Below are 14,053 nucleotides of genomic sequence, written 5' to 3'. Positions count from 1 at the left end.
CTGGGCTACTGCCCCGGGTACGGCGGCTGCTGCTGCGGGTAGCCGGGGTACGGACCGGGGGCGGGCGGCAGCGAGCTGGAGAACGTCGGCGCGGCCGCTGGGGAGTTCATCGACATCAGCAGGTTTTCGACGGTCCTGCGGCGTGCGCCCGCGACGACCGCGACGGCCATGATCTCGAGCGCGAGGCCGAGCACGAACCAGAACAGGTGATAGCTGGTCAGCGCCTCGAGGTCGTTCTCGTAGCACCAGGTGGTCGCCTCCCCGTTGCGAGAAACCTCGCAGTACCAATGGGGTTTGGCGATCAGCACCATGATCAGCCCGACACCGATGCTCGCCAGCCCGGCGACCATGAAGAAGACCTGCAGAATCCGCGCGAAGATCGACATGCGCGGAGCGTAGCGACCCGGCGCCCGCCGGGTCAGCGGGTTCCGGCAAGTGCCCCCGTGGTGACCAACCGGTACCCGGTGCGCCCGGAGAACTCCGCGGTGAGCGCGAACCGGTCGCCGCGCACCAGCGTGTGCCGCCATTCGATCCGTTTGCCCGCGCTGGTGCCGAGGCGTCCGATGGAGAACGCGCCGACGGTTTCGCCGCAGCCGAGCAGGGTGCGTTCGGCCCGGGTCGGCACGACGGCGCGGATCTGCTCCTCGCCGTGGTCGAGCCGGACGCCGGTGCGGCGGTGGAGTTCGCCGTACAGGCTGGTGTGCTGGAAATCCGCTTCCAGCAGCGGCCGGGCGAGGTCGGCGGGCAGCCACACCCGGTCGACGGCCAGCGGGTCGTTTCCGGCCAGCCGCACGCGTTCCAGGTACAGCAGGGGAGTGGAGCCCTCCAGCGACAGCCGTTCGGCGACCACCGCGTCCGCGCGGATGTCGAGCCGGCGCACGACGCTGTGCTGGTCGAGCCCGGCCTCCTCGACCGCGGCGAAGAGGCTGTAGAGCGCGCCGAGCGGCTGCTGGATCTCCGCGGCCGCGGCGACGCGGGGCTGGCGTCCGCGTTCGGCGATGAGCGTGCCGTCCGCGCGCAGTTCCCGCAGCGCCTGCCGGACGGTCTGCCTGCTGACGCTGTATTCGTCGGCGAGCGCGAGCTCCCCGGGGAACGCGCTGTCGAACTCCCCGGCGCGGATGCGCACCAGCAGTCGCTGCTGCAACTGCCGCCACAGCGGCTGTCCGCCGGTGCGGACCAGCTCTGCCTCGCCCATGCCGGGAACACTACCGCTTGCCAAATGTACGGACAGCTCTTAGATTAAATGTACGTACATTACGGAGGAGGCCAGTAGTGCGCACAGGAGTGAACCGGTGACCGGCGCGACGCTCGGAGCGACGCGCGCGACGGTGCAGTGGCGGGCCAAGCTCGCCCGCCCGGTGCCGGGGCTCGCGGTCGCGCTGCTGGTCGCGGCGGTGGCGACGGCGGGCGGCAAGCTCGTTCCGGTGGTCGGCGGGCCGGTGCTCGCGATCCTGCTCGGCGCGGTCGCCGGCGCGGTCGTGCCGGGGCTGCGCGGCTGGCGGTTCAGCCCGGGCTACGCGATCGCGTCGCGGCCGGTGCTCCAGCTGTCGATCGTCGTGCTGGGCACGGGACTCTCGATCCAGCAGGTCGTGCACGTCGGCGGGCAGTCGCTGCCGGTGATGCTCGGCACCCTGGCGGTCGCGCTCGGCGGCGCGTGGGTGCTCGGCAGGCTGCTCGGCGTCCGCGGGGACACGCAGACGCTGATCGGCGTCGGCACCGGCATCTGCGGTGCGTCGGCGATCGCGGCGACCAGTGCGGTGCTGAAGCCGAAGGAAGCCAACATCGCTTACGCGCTCGGCACGATCTTCACCTTCAATGTCGCCGCGGTCCTGCTGTTCCCGCCGCTTGGGCACGCGCTTGGGATGTCGCCGCACGCGTTCGGCCTGTGGGCCGGAACCGCGGTGAACGACACGTCTTCCGTCGTCGCGGCTTCCTACGCGTATGGCGGCGACGCCGGTTCGTACGGCCTCGTCGTGAAGCTCACCCGCACGCTCACGCTGATCCCGATCGTGCTGTTCCTCGCCGTGCTCGCCGCGCGCAAGCAGTCCGGCGGCCGGGTTTCCTTGCGCGCCATGCCCTGGCACCGGCTGGTGCCGCCGTTCCTGATCGGCTTCCTGGCCGCCGCGACGGTGGAAAGCGCGGGCTGGATCCCGGAATCGTGGCACGCGCCGCTGTCGACGCTCGGCACCTTCCTGATCACCATGGCGCTCGCCGGGATCGGCCTCGCGCTCAAGCCGTCCGACCTGCGCAAGGCGGGACACAAGCCGCTGCTGATGGGAGCCATCCTGTGGATCGCGGTCGCCGCGTCGAGCCTCGGGCTGCAGGCGCTGACCGGCGGGATGTGACGCGCTAGCGCACGCGCGGATTCCGCTTCCGCCGCCTGCGCTCGGTCAACGCGTCGAGGAGCCGGGGCAGCCCTCGGCTCCGGCGCACGAACACCAAGGATTCGCCGCGCGGGACCGGTTCGGTCCCCGCGGCGTTTTCATCGCGCCGGAACTTGCGGAGCCCCGCGGCGAACTCGTCCGGGTCGCCGCCGACGTCCGGGTGGTGGGTGCGCACGAACTCGCGGTAGGCCGCCTTGTCGGCTTCGGACCACGCCCTCCGCTCGTCCACTGCCGTCCTTCCCCGGTTGAGGGTTCTGCTGGGCATTCCTGCCGGAAGTCGCGTCGAACTGCCAACCGGCGGTTCAACGATACAGTTCAAGCACATGATCGAACTCGACCTCTCCGAGCTTCGTGCCGTGACGGCCTACGCGGTGGCTTGTGCGGAACCCGCGCTGCCGATCTTCGAACAAGCCCGTCCAGGCGATCGGCGTCCGCACGAGGCGATCGATGCCGCCCGGGCGTTTGCTCAGGGAGCTCAGCGCGGCAAGGCGATTCGCGACGGTGCGTGGGCGGCGCAGCGGGCGTATCAGGAAGCCCGCGACGCCGGTCAGGCCGCGGCGAGCGAGGCTGCCCGGGCCGCGGTCGCCGCTGCCGGTGCGGCGTATCTGCATCCGCTCGCGAAGGCGACCCAGGTGTGGCACATCCTCGGCTCGGCCGGTCATGCGGCGTATGCCTGCGAATTGGCCGGGTTGACCCCGCAGCATCCGGCGGCTGATCCCGTGGTAGTGCGGGTTCTGTCGCGGTACCCGGCGGCTCCGGGCGGCCGGGGCCGGGCGGGGGAGCTGGTGCGCGAGCTGGATGCCTTGCTGCGCAAGGGTTAGCGACCCCGCTCCACCCGCCGCTCGTCCCAGACCGGTTCCGGAGTCTCGCGCACCACGCCGTCCGAGCCGAAGACCAGGTAGCGGTCGAACGAGCGCGCGAACCAGCGGTCGTGGGTGACCGCGAGCACCGTGCCCTCGTACGACTCCAGCCCGTCCTGCAGCGCCTCGGCCGATTCCAGGTCGAGGTTGTCGGTCGGCTCGTCCAGCAGCAGCGCGGTGGTTCCGGCCAGTTCCAGCAACAGGATCTGGAACCGCGCCTGCTGTCCGCCGGACAGCCGGTCGAACGCCTGCTCGCCCTGGCGGTGCAGTTCGTACCGGCGCAGCGCCGCCATCGCCGCGCCGCGGTCGGCCGCGTGTTCGGTCCACAGCACGTCGACGAGCGTGCGGCCGGTGAGCTCCGGACGCGCGTGCGTTTGCGCGAAATGGCCGGGCACGACGCGGGCTCCGGTCTTCCATCCGCCGGTGTGCGCGACGTCGCCGCCCGCGAGCAGCCGCAGGAAATGCGACTTCCCGGAGCCGTTCGAACCGAGCACCGCGACGCGCTCGCCGAAGAAGATCTCCAGCGAGAACGGCTTCATCAGCCCGGTGAGTTCGAGGTTCTCGCAGGTCACCGCGCGCACGCCGGTGCGGCCCCCGCGCAGCCGCATCCGGATGTCCTGCGGCCGCGGCGGTTCCGGCGGGGGCCCGGCCTCCTCGAACTTCCGCAGCCGGGTCTGCGCCGCCTTGTACCGCGACGCCATTTCGTCGCTGCGCGCGGCGTACTGCTGCATGTCCCGGACCAGCCGTTTGAGCTGGGCGTGCTTCTCGTCCCAGCGGCGGCGCAGTTCGTCGTAGCGGGCGAAGCGTTCCTGCCGCGCCTCGTGATACGTCGCGAAACCGCCGCCGTGCACCCAGGCGTCCGCGCCGTCGCCGCCAGGCTCGACGCTCACGATCTTGTCCGCCGCTCGCGCGAGCAGTTCGCGGTCGTGCGACACGAACAGGACGGTCTTGCGGGTTTCCTTCAGCCGGGCTTCGAGCCAGCGTTTGCCGGGCACGTCCAGATAGTTGTCCGGCTCGTCCAGCAGCAGCACCTCGTCCGGCCCGCGCAGCAGCGCCTCCAGCACGAGGCGTTTCTGCTCGCCGCCGCTGAGCGTGCGCACGAGCCGCCAGCGCGCGCGGTCGAACGGCACGCCGAGCGCCTCGGTGGTGCACATGTCCCACGTGGTCTCGAACTCGTATCCGCGGGCTTCGGCCCAGTCGCTGAGCGCCTGCGCGTACCGCATTTGCGCGGCCTCGTCGTCGACCTCCAGCAGCCGCTCCTCAGCCGCGTCGACCGCCAGTGCGGCGTCGCGAACCCGTTGCGGGGCAACCGAAACCAGCAGATCGCGCACCGTGCGTTCGTCGCGCACCGACCCGACGAACTGTGCCATCACGCCCAGCCCGCCAGACACCGTGACCGAGCCCTCGTCCGGCTTCAGCTCTCCCGACAGCATGCGCAGCAGCGTGGTCTTGCCCGCGCCGTTGGGGCCGACCAGCGCGACGACCGCGCCCTCGCCGACCCGGAACGAGACGTCGCCGAGCAGCGGACGCCCGTCGGGCAGCACGTGGCGCAGATGCGCGGCCTCCAAATGCCCCATGTCCGCGCACTCTACCCAGGCGGCCGCGAATCGCCGCACGGTTTTTCGGCTGTCCACAGAGGACACAAAAGCGGCGGCGCCGGCCGGAATCGGCACCGCCGCTTTCGGGATCGCCTTATGCCTTGCGCTGCATGCTCTCCCGGGCCGGGTTCGCCTGCTCGGCTGCCTTCGGGTCCTTCTCGTCCTGCTTCGCGCGCACGCCGGACTCGACGCGGTCGCCGAGGTCCTTGTCCACGTTGTGCCAGTACTCGAAGGCCCGCTTCAGCACCGGTTCGGTCACCCCGTTGAGCAGGTGCCCGACGATGTTGTCGACCAGCCGCTCGCGCTCGGCGTCGTTCAGCACCTCGCGCACGAGCGTGCCCGGCTGGGTCCAGTCGTCGTCCTCGGCGTGGTCAACGTAGGCCGAGCGGACCATCTCGCCGTCGGCGTGCCAGCCGGCGGGCGTGCCGTAGCGTTCGGTGTCCGCGCGCGGGCCGCCCTTGGAGTTCGGCGCGTACACCGGGTCGGAGACCTTCGTGTAGCGCATCGCGCCGTCCTTGCTGTAGCTGTGCACCGGCGCGTGCGGGGCGTTCACCGGAAGCTGCTTGTAGTTCGCGCCGATCCGGTACCGGTGTGCGTCGGCGTAGGCGAACAGCCTGCCCAGCAGCATCCGGTCCGGGCTCGGGCCGATGCCGGGCACCATGTTGTTCGGCTCGAACGCGGCCTGCTCGATCTCGGCGTGGTGGTCGGTCGGGTTGCGGTTCAGCGTCATCCTCCCGACCTCGATCAGCGGGTAGTCGCCGTGCGGCCACACCTTCGTCAGGTCGAACGGGTTGAACCGGTAGGTCTTCGCGTCCTCGAACGGCATGACCTGGACGTGCAGGGTCCAGCTCGGGTAGTCGCCGCGCGCGATGGCCTCGAACAGGTCGCGGGTGTGGTAGTCGGTGTCCGCGGCCGCCATCTGGTCGGCCTCGTGCTGGGTGAAGTGCTCGACGCCCTGGTCGGTCTTGAAGTGGTACTTGACCCAGAACTTCTCGCCCGCGGCGTTGACCCACATGTAGGTGTGCGAGCTGTAGCCGTTCATGTGCCGCCACGTGCGCGGGATCCCCCGGTCGCCCATCAGCCAGGTGACCTGGTGCGCCGATTCGGGGGACAGCGTCCAGAAGTCCCACTGCATGTCGTGGTCGCGCAGGTTGCTGTCCGCGCGGCGTTTCTGCGACCGGATGAAGTGCTGGAATTTCAGCGGGTCCTTGATGAAGAACACCGGGGTGTTGTTGCCGACGAGGTCGTAGTTGCCCTCGGAGGTGTAGAACTTCAGCGCGAACCCGCGCGGGTCGCGCCAGGTGTCCGGGCTGCCGCGTTCGCCGGCCACCGTGGAGAACCGGGCGGCCATCTCGGTTTTCGTGCCCGGCTGGAACACCGCCGCCTTGGTGAAGCGGCTGACGTCGTTCGTCACCTCGAAGTGCCCGAACGCGCCGCTGCCCTTCGCGTGCGGCTGCCGCTCCGGCACCCGTTCCCGGTTGAACTGCGCCATCTGCTCGATCAGGTAATGGTCCTGCAGCAGGATCGGGCCGCCCGGTCCGACGGTGAGCGAATGCTCGTCGCTCTCGGCCGGGATCCCGGAGTCCGTGGTGGTCGCCGGGGGTTTCGGTTCTTCGGTCATCTCGCGAGCTCCTCGTGGTGGTCGGAAACGCCGGAGCAGTCCGGGCACAGACCCCAGAAGACGATCTCGGCCTCGTCGACGGCGAACCCGCGCCGGTCGTGCGGCGTGAGGCAGGGGGCCTCGCCGCGGACGCAGTCGACGTCCTCGGCCCGGCCGCAGCGGCGGCACACCACGTGGTGGTGGTTGTCGCCGGTCCGCCGTTCGAACCGCGCCGGATGCCCGGACAGCTCGATCCGGCGGACGAGACCCGCGTCGCCGCACGCGGCGAGCACGTCGTAGACCGCCTGGATCGACACGCTGCCCAGGCTTTCGCGCACGCCCGCGGCGATCGCCTCGACCGTCGCGTGCGGATGCTCGCCGAGCCAGCCGAGCACGGCTTGCCGCGGTTTGGTGACGCGCAGGCCCGCCGCTCGCAGCGTCGCCGCCGAGTCCGGCATCGGAGTCCTCCCCGGGATCTGGAACCGCTCCAGTTCCGCCGGTTACCCGGTCTCCGCGCCGCTCACACCTGGGTGTCACCCACCGGTCGGACGAGTTCGGCGAGATGCGCGCGAAGGACGGCGACGCACTCCTCCGGCGAGGTGAGTCCCGGCTGCAGCACGGCCCGGAACGCGAGCCCGTCCAGCAGCGCGGCCAGCCGGGGCGCCTCGACTTCCGGGTCCTTCGGCTCGAAGCGGCCGCTCCGGACCTGGGCGTCGAGGATGCGGCGGGCCAGCGTCACGGTGCCCTGGACCGCTTCCCGGGCCAGGTCGTCCAGACCCGGGTCGGCGCGCGCGGCCATCAGGAATTCGACCAGCACGGTCACCTCGGTGCGCCGTCGTTCGTCCAGCGGCAGCAGTTCGGACAGGAACTCGGCGAGCTGGTCGACGGCCTCGTCCGGCGGCAGCTCCGACAGCGAACCGATCTTCTCGCGGCGTTCGACGAGCCGCGCGGTCGTCCGGTCGATCGTGGTGCGCATCGCGAACCGCATCAGCGCGTGCTGGCTGTCGAAGTAATGCCGCACCGAACCGATGTTCAGGCCCGATTCCGCCGCCACCGCGCGCAGCGAGACCGCGTGCAGCCCGTCCTTCGCGGCCAGCCGCAGCACCGCGTCGGCGATGTGCGCGCGCCGCTCTTCCCCGTCCACCACTCTAGGCACTGGACTTTTATATCACAGCCGTGATAGAAACGGTTTGTATCACAGGTGTGACAGAAAGGGGTGCGCTGTGGAGACGGTGCTGAACATCCTGCTGATCCGGTTCGGCATCATCGCCGGGATCGTCGTGGTCGTCGGGCTGGGCGCGTTCGCGCTGATCGTTTCGCTGAGGCGGCGCGGCAAGGGGGAGCGCGTGCGCGAAGGCGCGGCGGTGCTGGCGAAATCCGCGGCCAGGGCGATGGACCGGCGCGGGGCGCGGGGAGTGCGCGGGCGGGTCGGCGGCGAGGTCGTGCGCCACGCCGCGCGGTGGCTGGACGAGGACCCGGGCCGGAAGCGGTCCGGCCGGTGAACGCGGTGCTGCTCGCCGACGGGGACGAGATGCTGCAGCACCTCGTGCACGATCTGTTCGTGAAGGGGCTGATCGTGCTGGGGGCGGTGCTGGTGGCGGTCGTCGGGATCGTGGTGATCTGGAAGAAAGTGGGGCGCTGAGGCGGGGCACGCGCCAGTCGGCGGGAGGAACGCGTTCGGTACGCGACGCGTGGCGGTGCCCGCCGGGTCCGGGATTTCGGCACGATGGAGTCTTCCCCTGGAAGACGGAGGCCGTCGATGAGTTATCCGTTCGATCCCGAAATCGCCGCCGCGGTCCCGATGCTGCCCGAGGTCGACCTTCACGACATCGCTGCCGCGCGGGCGGGCATGGCCGAGCTGATCGCCACGATGCAGGGCGACTTCGACGAAACCGGAGTAAGCACGCGCGACGAGTCCGTGCCCGGTCCCGAAGGCGACATCCCGATCCGCGTGTACACGCCCGATCGCGTCGCGACGAAGGCGCTGGTGTTCGACATCCACGGCGGCGGTTTCGCGCTGGGCGACCTGGAGGTCGACCACGCGGCCAACCTCGAACTGGCCAGGGACCTCGGCGTCGTGATCGTGTCGGTCGAGTACCGGCTCGCGCCGGAGAATCCGTACCCGGCCGGGCTGGAGGACTGCTACGCGGCGCTCGAATGGTCGGTCAAGCACGCGGACGAACTGGGCATCGACCCGGAAAAGGTGGTGCTGTACGGCGTGAGCGCGGGCGGCGGACTGGCCGCGGCGCTCGCCCTGCTGGCCCGCGACCGCGGCGGCCCGGCGATCGCGTTCCAGTTCCTCGCCGTGCCCGAACTGGACGACCGCCTCGAGACCGGCAGCATGCGCCGGTTCGCGGACACGCCGATCTGGCACCGCGGAGCCGCCGAGACGAGCTGGGACTACTACCTCGGCGAAGCGGTCAAGCGCGGCGGTTCGGACGTCCCGATTTATGCGGCGCCCGCCCGGGCGACGGATCTTTCGGGGTTGCCGCCTGCTTATGTGTCGGTGATGGAGTTCGACCCGCTGCGCGACGAGGGAATCGCTTACGCACAAAGCCTTTTGGCGGCTGGGGTGCCTACGGAACTGCACTTGTTCCCGGGGACATTCCACGGTTCCGGGGTGATCCAGCACGCGACGGTGAGCCGCCGGGAGACCGCTGAGCGACGGGCGGTGCTGGCCCGGGTGCTGGGGGTCGAGGAGGGCTGAGGCCGGGGTTCTCGTGAGTGTCTGTTCCGGTGAGAACCGGCATCGACACTCACGAGATCTCGCTGTTCGCCAACCTCCGCGCCGCCAACGCCAGCCGCGCCCGGAATCGTCCCGCCGGGTCGTCCAGGGACCATCCCAGTGCGTCCTCCACGTGCGCCAGCCGCGCCGCCACCGAACTGTGGTGCCGGTGCAGCGCGATCGCCGCCTGGCGGAGGGAACCCGTGCGGCAGAAGGCTTCCAGCGTTTCCAGATCGCCGCTCTCGGCGAGCGCGTTCAACGCCAGCACGTCCGGCTGCGCGCGCAGGTGCTCGACCGGGATCTCCGCCAGCAGCGTCACCGCGCCGAGGTCCTCGTGCACGATCAACGGCCGTGCGGTCGCCGCGAATCGTTGTGCCAGACGGGCTTGCAGCCACGATCGCCGGGCTTCGAGGCCGTCCACCGCGTCGCCGACTCCCACCCGGGGCAGCGTGCGGTCCTTGGCCCGCAACGCCAACGTCTCGTTCAGCGTCGGGACAACCGAATCCGGACCCTCGCGCGGTTGCACCAGCACCGCGGCCACCCCGCCGACCACGGCCACCCGCGCGCCGAGCGGTTTGCCGCGGGCGACGAGCGCGACCGCGTCCGCGCCGGCATCGCGACCCTCGCCCGAAGCGACCGCCACCACTCGCAGCGGGCGCGCGGTGTCCAGGCCGAGCAGGGTCAGCGCCCGCGCCCGGTCCTCGTCCGCCGCCTGTTCTCCCAGCACCAGCTCGACCAGCGCCGGGTCGGCGAGATGCGGTGCGGCAGGCGGCGGTTCGACCGGGTTGAGCACCTTCGCCGCAATCGCGAGCCGTTCGAGCACGAGGTCGTCGAGCGGTCCCGGTTCTCCCGCGCGTTCCAGCCAGACCCGCCCGGCGCCGTCGAGGTCCGCGACGACCGCGCCGGGCGGAACCGGGCCGTCGCCGCCGGGTTCGCCGGTCGGCCGGTACCGGAGCACGGTTCCGTCCGCACGGCGAATCCCGGCTGCGCATTCCGCGAGAAAAGCCGTAGCGCGCAGCAAATCCGGCAGCGTCGCGCGCCGGGCGATCAGCTCGTCGAAATACGCGATGACGCGCACCGCCGTTTCCGCGCCGGAATCGACCGCGGACAGCCGCAGCAGCAAGCCCTTCACGGGGTACAGCCTAGCGTGAGTCTCATGTGGACAGTCCGGCCAGCGGATGCAGCTCCTCCCACCGCGGGACGCGCGGCGGGAAACGCAGCGTCAGCCCGGCTTCGGCGGGCGTGCGGTCGGCCTTGCGCGCGTTGCAGCTGCGCGCCGATCCGCCGCAGGCCGCGACGGTGTTGAGCCATCTCGTGCGCGGACCGCCGCGCGACACCGGCGTGATGTGGTCGACCGTGGTGGCCCGGCGCCCGCAGTAGGCGCACGTGTGCCGGTCTCGCCGCAGCACGCCGGTACGCGACCAGCGCGGCGGCCCGGAATAGCGCCATTTCATCACGACGTAGCGCAGCAGCCGCACCACCTTCGGCCGCGGGAAGACGCCGAGGTCCGGCCCGTCGCTTTCGTGGACGACCGCGACCTGGCGGACCAGCATCCGGATGGCATGGGGGAGTGAGACGGTGTGCAGGGGCTCGTAGCCGGCATTGAGAACCAGGACTCCCATGGCGACGGGCACCTCCTTTCGGGGCTGAACGGGCCGCGAACGCAAAAGCCGCCCGGCCGGCGTTCCGGCGGGCGGCTCCTCGCTCACGGCGTGGCAGGCCACGTCATGGCGCGGAGCCGGGAATGCCCGACAGGTGCATGCGTTCGGTGCGACGCGGCATTCCGTGGTTCCTTTCGTGGCTGGACGACTTCATCATTGCCGCCCCGCGCCGCCGCGTCAACGGAAAATGATCGCCCCGGGTTCAAGATCCACAGTGGACTATCGCGGGCGCGCGGAAGCGGTTTTCGGCGGCTTCCGGTACAGCTCGCCGAGCAACGCCACCGCGGCGTGCGTGGCCGGATGCGGATCGTGGGCGCGCCACGCGAGCTGGACCGGCACCGGCGGCGCGTCGCGGACCCGGCGGTACACGATGCCGTCGCGGCGGTACTGCGTCACCGTGGAATGCGGGGTGACGCCGACGCAGCGGCCGGTGGCGATGGCGGCCAGCCAGTCGTCGACGTCGTGCGTGTACTCGATCCGCGGGCGCGCTTCCGGCGGCCACAGCTCGGCGGAAGTGGTGCCGGTGCGCGGATCGATCACCAGCAGCCGCGACGCGAGATCGGCGAGCGTGACGGTGCGGCGTCCGGCGAGCGGATCGTCGACGGCCATGGCGCAGTAGCGGTCCTCGCGGCCGACCGCCGCGTGCGCGTACTTGCCCGACGGCACCTGGTGGCGCACCACGGCGAGATCGACGAGTCCTTCTGCCAGCCCGGCGGTCGCGGTGTTGGCGCGCACGAGCAGCAGTTCGACGTCCGGGTACCGGGCGGCCCAGCGACGCTGGAACTCCGCGGTGTGCCTGCCCATCGCCGACCACGCGTGGCCCATGCGCAGCCGCGTGTGCCCGGTGGTCGCTTCGCGGACGAGGTCGTCGGCCTCGGCGAGCAGATGCCGGGCGCGGGCGAGCACCTGGACGCCCGCGGTCGTCGGCTCGAGGCTCCGGCTGGTGCGATGCAGCAGCTGCACGCCGAGAACCCGTTCCAGCGACGCCAGATTCCGGGATACCGCCGCCTGCGAGACGCCGAGTTCCAGCGCGGCGTCGGTGAACGTGCCCGCGTCCACGATCGTCACGAGGCAGCGCAGCTGGCGCAGCTCCAGATCCATGCGTCCAGCGTATCGCTGATGCGGTCAATGCATTTTGCGCATGGATCGGCCGGTCGCATGCTCGACCGCATGGCGACTACGGAACTGGCTCCGCGCACGCGCGGCGGCGACGCCCGGGCGGCCGGCGCCGCGATGCTGCTCGGAAGCGCGCTGTCGAACCAGGTCGGCGCGGCGACCGCGGCGCTCGCGTTCCCGGTGCTCGGCCCGCCTGGCGTGGTGGCGGTCCGCCAATGGGTGGCGGCCGTGGTGCTGCTCGCGGTCGGACGGCCGCGGCTGCGGACCTTCACCGCGCGGCAGTGGTGGCCGGTGCTCGCCTTGGCCGCGGTGTTCGCGACGATGAACCTGTCTCTCTACACTGCGGTCGACCGGATCGGCCTCGGACTGGCCGTGACGCTGGAATTCCTCGGCCCGCTGGCGATCGCGCTGGCCGGCTCCCGGCGCCGGACGGACCTGGCGTGCGCGGTGGCCGCCGCGGTCGCGGTCGGCGCGCTGATGCGGCCGCAGCCGAGCACCGACTACCTCGGGATGGGGCTCGCGCTGGTCGCCGCGTCGTGCTGGGCCTGCTACATCCTGCTGAACCGGACCGTCGGCCGTCGCCTGCCCGGGGCGGCGGGTTCGGCTGCCGCGGCCGGGGTGTCCGGTCTCCTGTACGTGCCGATCGGGGTGTTCGCGATGCTGCACCACCCGCCGATGCCCGGCGCGCTCGCGGCGGCGCTCACCGCCGGGCTGCTGTCGTCGGCGCTGCCGTTTCTCGTCGATCTGATGGCATTGCGCCGGGTGCCGACGCAGTTCTTCGGGGCGTTCATGAGCGTCAACCCGGTGATGGCCGCGCTCGTCGGGCTGGTGCTGCTGGACCAGCGGCTCGACGCCGTCGCGTGGGCGGCGATCGGGGTGATCGTGGCGGCGAACACGGTGGCGGTGCTGCGGCGGGCCGGGTAATTGTCGGTGCGGGGGGATAACGTAGGCGTCGTCGGCAAGGGAGGTGCGGCATGGTGCGGATCGCGGATCAGGAGTGGCCGTCCACGGTCGTGCCCGCCGACGCGCGCGAACGCGCCCAGTCGACGGGCGTGCTGGTCCGCCGCATGGGCTGGGTGTCCGAGCGGCTGACGCGGGAGGAACGCGACGACGTCGAGCGGCAGCTGGAGTTCTGGTACTCCAACGGATACTGCCCGGACGCACTGCTGATCGCGATGAGCGCGCTGCCGGACGGGACCCGGCAGCGGCCGCGCCGCGCGAGCGAGAAGCCGGGCGACTTTCTCCGCTCGCGGATGAAGGCCTGGTTCGCCGACGAGTCGGCCGCCGACATGGCTGAGGTGCGCGAGCCGCCCCGGCGCGGGCAGACCTTCGAGGCCTGGCTCGCGAACCGGCGCAAGCAGGCCGCCGACGAGGGCACGTACCAACGGCGCTCGCGCCTGACCGACGTGGGGGAGCGGGCCCGGGCGGATGCGCGCTCGATCGCCGCGTCCCGGCGGAAGGATCCGCTCGCGCGCGTGCGCGAGAGTGAACGCCGGCGTGCTGCGGCGTTGGAGAGTCTGCGGGTGGTCGGCGAGGCGGTCGAGGTGCCACCGCCGCCTGCCGAGACGCGGGCGACGCCGCGGATGGTCGCGTCCTTCGCCGGACGGCAGTCGCTGGCCGCGCATTCGCCGCAGGTGCTCCGGATCGTCGAGCGGCTGCGGGCGGAGAAGCGGGGACCGTCGGCGGCGGAACTGGCGGTGCTGCGGAACGCGGTCCGGGACGCACACCACAATGCCGGGCTGGGGACGTTGGAAGCGGCGAGCGCGGAAGTCAACGACGTGGATTCGCTGACCCCGGATGGCCAGCGGATCAAGGATTTCCTCGCGCGCGCCGCGGACGATCGCCTGCCGCTCGACGCGACGGTGCGGTTGCTTCACTCGATGCGGTGAGCCGCGCGTGTCGGGTCACCCGCGGCGGGGAGGGTGCTTCCAGACTCGCCCGGTGACGAACACGGCGATGGACGATGCCGGGCGCTGTCTGCTTTCGGTGGCGTGGAATATCCGGACCGGCGGTCCTCGAGCGGACCCGCGCGCGGACGCGGTGCGGGAACGGTTGCGGACGGTGTGCCGGGAGCTGGGGCATGCGGCTTGTCGTTTTGCTGCCGGGGAT

At 71.4% G+C, this 14,053-nt stretch carries 17 protein-coding genes; 7 read left to right on the top strand and 10 right to left on the bottom strand.

All coding sequences use genetic code 11. The features are described 5' to 3' along the window. Positions 1 to 5: 5 nt before the first annotated feature. The gene (locus WA670_RS24765) at positions 6 to 386 is read right to left on the bottom strand and encodes a hypothetical protein (RefSeq protein WP_037818664.1); all 381 of its coding nucleotides are present in this window, start codon (positions 384 to 386) and stop codon (positions 6 to 8) included. Between the two features lie 32 nt (positions 387 to 418). Continuing rightward, complete coding sequence (locus WA670_RS24760) at positions 419 to 1,195, bottom strand: GntR family transcriptional regulator (RefSeq protein WP_051729615.1); 777 nt, start codon at positions 1,193 to 1,195, stop codon at positions 419 to 421. 97 nt (positions 1,196 to 1,292) lie between these two features. Here WA670_RS24760 and WA670_RS24755 point away from each other — a divergent pair, with 97 nt between their 5' ends. Then, positions 1,293 to 2,345 (top strand): YeiH family protein, encoded by a 1,053-nt coding sequence (locus tag WA670_RS24755; protein WP_078870726.1) that lies wholly within the window; start codon positions 1,293 to 1,295, stop codon positions 2,343 to 2,345. A gap of 4 nt (positions 2,346 to 2,349) precedes the next feature. Here WA670_RS24755 and WA670_RS24750 read toward each other — a convergent pair whose 3' ends face one another. Further along, positions 2,350 to 2,613, bottom strand: coding sequence for a hypothetical protein (locus tag WA670_RS24750; protein ID WP_336159006.1), 264 nt, complete (start codon positions 2,611 to 2,613; stop codon positions 2,350 to 2,352). A 94-nt stretch (positions 2,614 to 2,707) separates the two neighbouring features. Here WA670_RS24750 and WA670_RS24745 point away from each other — a divergent pair, with 94 nt between their 5' ends. After that, positions 2,708 to 3,205, top strand: a complete 498-nt coding sequence (locus tag WA670_RS24745) for a putative immunity protein (RefSeq protein WP_238607192.1) — start codon at positions 2,708 to 2,710, stop codon at positions 3,203 to 3,205. On the opposite strand, the gene WA670_RS24740 is transcribed toward WA670_RS24745, so the two are convergent. From WA670_RS24740 to WA670_RS24725, 4 genes are all read right to left on the bottom strand, one after another. Then, on the bottom strand, positions 3,202 to 4,821 hold the full coding sequence (locus tag WA670_RS24740; RefSeq protein ID WP_336159005.1) for an ABC-F family ATP-binding cassette domain-containing protein: 1,620 nt from the start codon (positions 4,819 to 4,821) through the stop codon (positions 3,202 to 3,204). The two genes, WA670_RS24745 and WA670_RS24740, sit on opposite strands and share 4 nt — an antisense overlap. Positions 4,822 to 4,936: 115 nt before the next feature. Next, positions 4,937 to 6,463 carry a catalase gene (locus tag WA670_RS24735; RefSeq protein ID WP_037818670.1) on the bottom strand — a complete coding sequence of 509 codons (1,527 nt, stop codon included), beginning with the start codon at positions 6,461 to 6,463 and terminating at the stop codon, positions 4,937 to 4,939. Further along, entirely contained in the window at positions 6,460 to 6,900 is a 441-nt protein-coding gene (locus WA670_RS24730; RefSeq protein ID WP_037818672.1) for a Fur family transcriptional regulator, read from the bottom strand. Before WA670_RS24730 ends, WA670_RS24735 begins: the two co-directional genes overlap by 4 nt. Positions 6,901 to 6,962: 62 nt before the next feature. Continuing rightward, positions 6,963 to 7,598, bottom strand: coding sequence for a TetR/AcrR family transcriptional regulator (locus tag WA670_RS24725; protein ID WP_275295771.1), 636 nt, complete (start codon positions 7,596 to 7,598; stop codon positions 6,963 to 6,965). Positions 7,599 to 7,665: 67 nt separating this feature from the next. Here WA670_RS24725 and WA670_RS24720 point away from each other — a divergent pair, with 67 nt between their 5' ends. From WA670_RS24720 to WA670_RS24710, 3 genes are all read left to right on the top strand, one after another. Further along, the gene (locus tag WA670_RS24720) at positions 7,666 to 7,944 is read left to right on the top strand and encodes a hypothetical protein (RefSeq protein ID WP_043833512.1); all 279 of its coding nucleotides are present in this window, start codon (positions 7,666 to 7,668) and stop codon (positions 7,942 to 7,944) included. Beyond that, positions 7,941 to 8,084, top strand: a complete 144-nt coding sequence (locus WA670_RS24715; protein ID WP_205669949.1) for a hypothetical protein — start codon at positions 7,941 to 7,943, stop codon at positions 8,082 to 8,084. Before WA670_RS24720 ends, WA670_RS24715 begins: the two co-directional genes overlap by 4 nt. Before the next feature lie 117 nt (positions 8,085 to 8,201). Continuing rightward, positions 8,202 to 9,149 (top strand): alpha/beta hydrolase, encoded by a 948-nt coding sequence (locus WA670_RS24710; protein WP_037818677.1) that lies wholly within the window; start codon positions 8,202 to 8,204, stop codon positions 9,147 to 9,149. 49 nt (positions 9,150 to 9,198) lie between these two features. On the opposite strand, the gene WA670_RS24705 is transcribed toward WA670_RS24710, so the two are convergent. From WA670_RS24705 to WA670_RS24695, 3 genes are all read right to left on the bottom strand, one after another. Continuing rightward, positions 9,199 to 10,299, bottom strand: a complete 1,101-nt coding sequence (locus tag WA670_RS24705) for a helix-turn-helix domain-containing protein (RefSeq protein WP_336159004.1) — start codon at positions 10,297 to 10,299, stop codon at positions 9,199 to 9,201. 22 nt (positions 10,300 to 10,321) lie between these two features. Continuing rightward, on the bottom strand, positions 10,322 to 10,789 hold the full coding sequence (locus WA670_RS24700; RefSeq protein WP_336159003.1) for an HNH endonuclease: 468 nt from the start codon (positions 10,787 to 10,789) through the stop codon (positions 10,322 to 10,324). Between the two features lie 258 nt (positions 10,790 to 11,047). Continuing rightward, positions 11,048 to 11,929 carry a LysR family transcriptional regulator gene (locus tag WA670_RS24695; protein ID WP_037818684.1) on the bottom strand — a complete coding sequence of 294 codons (882 nt, stop codon included), beginning with the start codon at positions 11,927 to 11,929 and terminating at the stop codon, positions 11,048 to 11,050. A gap of 69 nt (positions 11,930 to 11,998) precedes the next feature. Here WA670_RS24695 and WA670_RS24690 point away from each other — a divergent pair, with 69 nt between their 5' ends. Both WA670_RS24690 and WA670_RS24685 read left to right on the top strand, forming a co-directional pair. Next, positions 11,999 to 12,868 carry an EamA family transporter gene (locus tag WA670_RS24690; protein WP_336159002.1) on the top strand — a complete coding sequence of 290 codons (870 nt, stop codon included), beginning with the start codon at positions 11,999 to 12,001 and terminating at the stop codon, positions 12,866 to 12,868. A gap of 50 nt (positions 12,869 to 12,918) precedes the next feature. Next, a complete protein-coding gene (locus WA670_RS24685; protein WP_336159001.1) occupies positions 12,919 to 13,833 on the top strand; it encodes a hypothetical protein in 915 nt (304 codons plus the stop codon). Positions 13,834 to 14,053 lie beyond the last annotated feature (220 nt).

Source organism: Amycolatopsis sp. VC5-11, assembly GCF_037034185.1.
Taxonomy (GTDB): domain Bacteria; phylum Actinomycetota; class Actinomycetes; order Mycobacteriales; family Pseudonocardiaceae; genus Amycolatopsis; species Amycolatopsis nivea.
The sequence above is the reverse complement of the archived record's forward strand: the minus strand, read 5'-3'. Positions and strand labels throughout refer to the sequence as shown.

Bases quoted from the DNA above. Each gene is read 5' to 3' on its own strand.
- WA670_RS24765 (WP_037818664.1), bottom strand. From the start codon at position 386: ATGTCGATCTTCGCGCGGATTCTGCAGGTCTTCTTCATGGTCGCCGGG.
- WA670_RS24760 (WP_051729615.1), bottom strand. From the start codon at position 1,195: ATGGGCGAGGCAGAGCTGGTCCGCACCGGCGGACAGCCGCTGTGGCGG.
- WA670_RS24745 (WP_238607192.1), top strand. From the start codon at position 2,708: ATGATCGAACTCGACCTCTCCGAGCTTCGTGCCGTGACGGCCTACGCG.
- WA670_RS24740 (WP_336159005.1), bottom strand. From the start codon at position 4,821: ATGGGGCATTTGGAGGCCGCGCATCTGCGCCACGTGCTGCCCGACGGG.
- WA670_RS24735 (WP_037818670.1), bottom strand. From the start codon at position 6,463: ATGACCGAAGAACCGAAACCCCCGGCGACCACCACGGACTCCGGGATC.
- WA670_RS24730 (WP_037818672.1), bottom strand. From the start codon at position 6,900: ATGCCGGACTCGGCGGCGACGCTGCGAGCGGCGGGCCTGCGCGTCACC.
- WA670_RS24710 (WP_037818677.1), top strand. From the start codon at position 8,202: ATGAGTTATCCGTTCGATCCCGAAATCGCCGCCGCGGTCCCGATGCTG.
- WA670_RS24700 (WP_336159003.1), bottom strand. From the start codon at position 10,789: ATGGGAGTCCTGGTTCTCAATGCCGGCTACGAGCCCCTGCACACCGTC.
- WA670_RS24695 (WP_037818684.1), bottom strand. From the start codon at position 11,929: ATGGATCTGGAGCTGCGCCAGCTGCGCTGCCTCGTGACGATCGTGGAC.
- WA670_RS24690 (WP_336159002.1), top strand. From the start codon at position 11,999: ATGGCGACTACGGAACTGGCTCCGCGCACGCGCGGCGGCGACGCCCGG.
- WA670_RS24685 (WP_336159001.1), top strand. From the start codon at position 12,919: ATGGTGCGGATCGCGGATCAGGAGTGGCCGTCCACGGTCGTGCCCGCC.